General features: G+C 63.3%; 2 protein-coding genes. One reads left to right on the top strand and one right to left on the bottom strand.

The window, feature by feature from the left end:
• The coding region (locus tag AC1D00_RS28475; RefSeq protein WP_477012951.1) for a Gfo/Idh/MocA family protein at positions 1-762 on the top strand (762 nt) is incomplete at its 5' end.
• Positions 763-1,150: 388 nt separating this feature from the next.
• On the opposite strand, the gene AC1D00_RS28480 is transcribed toward AC1D00_RS28475, so the two are convergent.
• Positions 1,151-4,484: AAA family ATPase (locus AC1D00_RS28480; RefSeq protein ID WP_477012952.1), on the bottom strand; the 3,334-nt coding region annotated here is incomplete at its 5' end.

A 4,484-nucleotide genomic window follows, 5' to 3' on the forward strand; every position in this document is an offset into this window, starting at 1 on the left:
GACCAGCTCACCGCCGCCGAGACCCGGGCGCGCGGGCGCATCATGCCGGTGTTCCAGTATCGTTTCGGTAACGGCCTGCAGAAGGCGCGGCGCATTATCGAGCTCGGCCTCGCCGGCAAGCCGTATCTCGCGACCGTCGAGACCGCCTGGCTGCGCGGCGCCAAATACTATTCAGTGCCGTGGCGCGGCCGCTTCGAGACCGAACTGGGCGGGGCGCTGCTCACCCACGCCATCCACTCCCACGACATCCTCACCTGGCTGATGGGCGACGTCGCCTCGGCGTTTGCGCGCACCGCAACGCGCGTTAACACGATCGAGGTTGAAGATTGCGCCGTGGCAAGCCTTGTGATGGAAAGCGGCGCGCTGGCCTCCTTGGTCGCAACGCTGGGTTCGGCCAGGGAGATCAGCCGCCTTCGGCTTTGCTTCGAGCACGTCACCTTTGAGAGCTCGCTCGCGCCCTATGCCCCCGGCGACGATCCCTGGCAGATCATCGCCACGTCGCCCGAGGCCGAGGCGCGTATCGCTAAAGCGCTGGAAGGTTTTACGTTCGTGCCATCGCGGTTCGAAGGCTTGATGGCGGCCTATCATCAGGCGCTGGAAAGCAACGGGCCGTTGCCGGTGACGCTAGAGGACGCGCGGCGTTCGCTGGAGCTGATCACTGCGCTCTATCACGCCGCGGAAACCGGCACGGCGGTGGCGCTGCCGATCGGCAAGGAGCATCCGAAATATGGCGGGTGGCGCCCGGGAGCGACGCCCGCGTAGCTCGGCCAGTGACGCGCAGAAAGCTCGGGCGGTAACGATCGTTACCCGAATGGGCGGAGACACCGGTGAGCGGTGGCTCCGGTCGCGGATCTTTGCCCGAGACTGGAGCGTGACCGACCGAAGGGCTGGCCGCCCAAACGTCCTTTCTCAGTTTGCCCCAATAGCAGACATCTGGAGGACGAAAGCGGAGGTCCGAAAAGGGCCAACAACCGACATCAACCGGTGGGGCATCCCGAAAGCCGCAGAGAGTTGCACACGTGCGGCACGAGCGTTTAAAGGGGGAAAGGGGATATCTGCGCCTGAGATGCGGCCATGCTCTAGCGTACCATGGCGCCCGCGCCTATTCGGTACAGCAGATGGCGCGGAACTGCACAAAGCCAAAGGTGTATTAAGCTGCAGCTAGTTCCGCCATGAGTTGCTTAGCGGCACGGAGGTCAGGTGTTTCGTATCCTTCCGTGAACCACCCGTAAATGGAGCCAAGGAGACCTCGCGCCTCGACTACCCTACCCTGATCGCGCCAAAGCCGAGCCAGACTCATGGCCGCACGCAACTCGAATGACTTGGCGCTCTGGCCCTGTGCAACGTGGAGCGCGGTTTGCAAATGCGCCTCGACCTCATCCGGTGAAGCACCACGAATGCGCTGCAATTCGCCACCGAGGCACGCAAGTTCTGCCTCCCACATGTGCTCGTCATTGCGTGCAGCGAGGTCCTTTGCTTCAGCGAGGGCAACGAGGCCCTTGTCGCCGTCACCCAGTTGCAGGTACGTCGCCGCCAGCATGCACAAGTACCGAACCTCGTACCAACTGGCTCCGAGCCGGTTCCGCTCGTTCAGACTCCGGCGCATGAGCGTCAAACCACTCTCCACGTTGCCTTCCCGTGCCATTGCCCAGCCCCGCAGGATGAGTCCGCTCAACCGCCAGTAGTTCAAGCTGTGTTGATCAGCGAGGTCGATGATGGCGTCCGCGTGCGCATGCGCAGCCGCCACATCACCCATCAGCTCCGCAGGCGCGGCCCCGCCATAGACCTCCACGTGGGCGGTAAGGTTCGTCTGGTTCAACTCCACAGCGTACTCAAACGCCGTGCGGCTCGCTCTCTGCGCCTGCTCGGGGTAGCCAAGGATCCAAAGCACAATCGCCAAGTAGGGTAACGCAGAAGCCTTCGGGTCATGGACATAGTGCACAGGCGGCGGCCGATGCGCCTTCGGCTCATAGCGACTCAGGATCGTCTCGAACTCGGAGCGGGCCTTAAGAAAGTCACCGGCGTGCATGGCCGTGAGAGCCGCCAAACGATGCGCCGCCAATTCCAGTGCCATGTCCCCGGTGAGCTCGGCGGCGCTTCGCGCCTCGGCCGCCAGGCTCTGCATGGCGCCGTAGTCGCCTCTTACAAAATGGAAAATGAACTTGCCGCTGAGCGTGGCGAACAAGGCATCCGCGTCGTCAAGTTCTTTGCAGAGCGTGTGAGCCCTGTCGAACGCAGTGCCGAGCTGCGGAGCCGTGTATCCGTGGATGGCGATCAGCGGCCCCCCGATTGCCGTCTGCAGCGCGAGTTCCTGGCGATCCCGCTCCGGCCCCTCTCGACAGGACTTGAGCGCCTCTAGCCCGCTTGTAAGATGAGTGATCGCTTCGAGATTGGCGGAACGCCCCGCGGCGTTCCGGCCGGCCCGCAGCCAATAGCCGACGGCCCTGTCCGCCAGCCCAGCCTCGGTGAGATGCGAAGCAATCGTCTCCAGCTCCGCCTCCGCACGGGCAGGATAAAGCTCTTCGAGAGCAGCGGCGATACGAGCATGGATCTGCTGCCGCTTGCTCCTCAAGAGGCTCTCGTGCGCGATGTCCTGTACCAGCGCATGTTTGAAGCTGTAGCCAATAGCCGGTGGAATTCCATGCCGGAATATAAGCTCCGCCTCCAGTAGTTCATTGAGAGCAAGCTGGAGGGCATCCTCATCGAGCGGAGCTACTGCTTTCAGAAGGTCGCGTCCGAACTCTCGCCCAATGCAGGCTGCGATCTGGGCGACTTCCTTCACCGGTGCCAACCGGTCCAGACGAGCCATCAGCGAGTCCTTGAGCGTAGTCGGGATCGCCAGCGGTGGTAACGGACCTATCAGTTCATAGCAGTTGCCCCGCTCCCTAAGGAGCCCGGATTCGAGGACGGTCTTAGTCAGTTCCTCGACGAACAGCGGCACGCCATCCGTCTTGGCCAAAATCTGCTCAAGCACCTCCTGTGGAAGCAATCTGCCGCCGGTTATCCGGTCGACCACGGCAGCGCCTTGCCTGCGTCCCAGCCGGCTCAAGAAGAGTGTCGTCACGTGTCCATGTCCCGTCCAGCGCGGAACGAATTCCGGTCGAAAGGTAATAATCATGAGGACCGGGAGCCGCTGCACCTCGTCAACAGCCCGATCGAGGAGTTCGAGCATGGTGGGGTCGGCCCAGTGGACATCCTCGTAAATGGCGAGCAGAGGCTGTCTTGCCGCCAGGCCTCGTACCTGCTCCAAAAGAGCCTGAAACGTTCGCTCCTTCTTCTGGTGTGGACCGAGCTTCAGTGGCGGGTATCGCTCGCCTGTCGGGATTGCCAACAGGTCCGCGAGAACGGCTGCGCTCTCATGCGCGTCGTCTGTCGCAAGAGCGAGCATCGCCTCGAGCTTATCGAGCTGCTCTTCGGGAAGGTCCTCCCGCCGAATTCCCGCTGCTCGTTCTAGGAGCCCAATGACAGGGTATAGGGCGCTGTTGGTATGGAATGGCGAGCAGAAATGGCTCAGGGGTGTGTGCGGAGCGCCCGCGAGCTGGTCGCGCAGGGCCCGCAGGAGGCGGGATTTGCCGATGCCTGGTTCGCCGCCAAGCAGGACGATCTGTCCCTCTCGCTCTTTCGCCCGCTCCCAGCGATCCAAGAGAAGTGCGAGTTCCTGATCGCGCCCGACCAGCGCAGTCGTCGACACTCCGTGCTGTGCGTCGAATCGACTCTCCGCCGGGCTCTCACCGATCACCAGCCAGGCTTGCACTGGGCCAGGAAAACCTTTTAGAGGCACTGTGCCGAGGTCATGGTACATGAAGGCTTCGCCAATTAGATGGCGCGTGGACTCGGCGATCACAACGCTGCCTGGCTCGGCGAGCCCTTGCAATCGCGCGGCCAGGTTCGGGGTCTCACCGATGACCGCACGCTCGCGGGCTTCGCCTTCTCCAATCAGTTCGCCGACGACCACCAGGCCGGTTGCGATGCCGACGCGAGCGGCAAGCGCTGCACCAGCGGGCTCGGCAAGGGCCGCGACCGCCTTAGTCACCCGCATGCCGGCGCGAACGGCACGCTCCGCCTCGTCTTCATGGGCCCGCGGCCAGCCGAAGTATGCGAGCACGCCGTCGCCCAGGAACTTGGCTATGTGGCCTTCGAACCGGGTGATCTCGCCTACCACGGTGTTGTGGTAGGCCTGCATGAGGTCACGCATCTCCTCAGGGTCGCGCCCCGAGGCGAGCGCGGTCGAGCCGACCAGATCGACAAACATGACGGTGAGTTGCCGACGGTCAGCATCCGACGGGAGTGCTACCTTCCGCTCTATAGCCGACGCGCGAGCCTCAACAGGGACGGGAGCATGCGGTGAACCGTGTGCATAAATCGCTTTCAGCACCGTCTTACGCGGGCCGAGTGGCAAGCCAAGTTCCCGCAGGTCGGCCTCGGTCAGCTCTGACAGGATCTCGGGCGTGACTTCGGCATCCTGGAAGGCCTGTGTGTAGCGC

Source organism: Bradyrhizobium sp. P2_E8 (genome assembly GCF_056403875.1).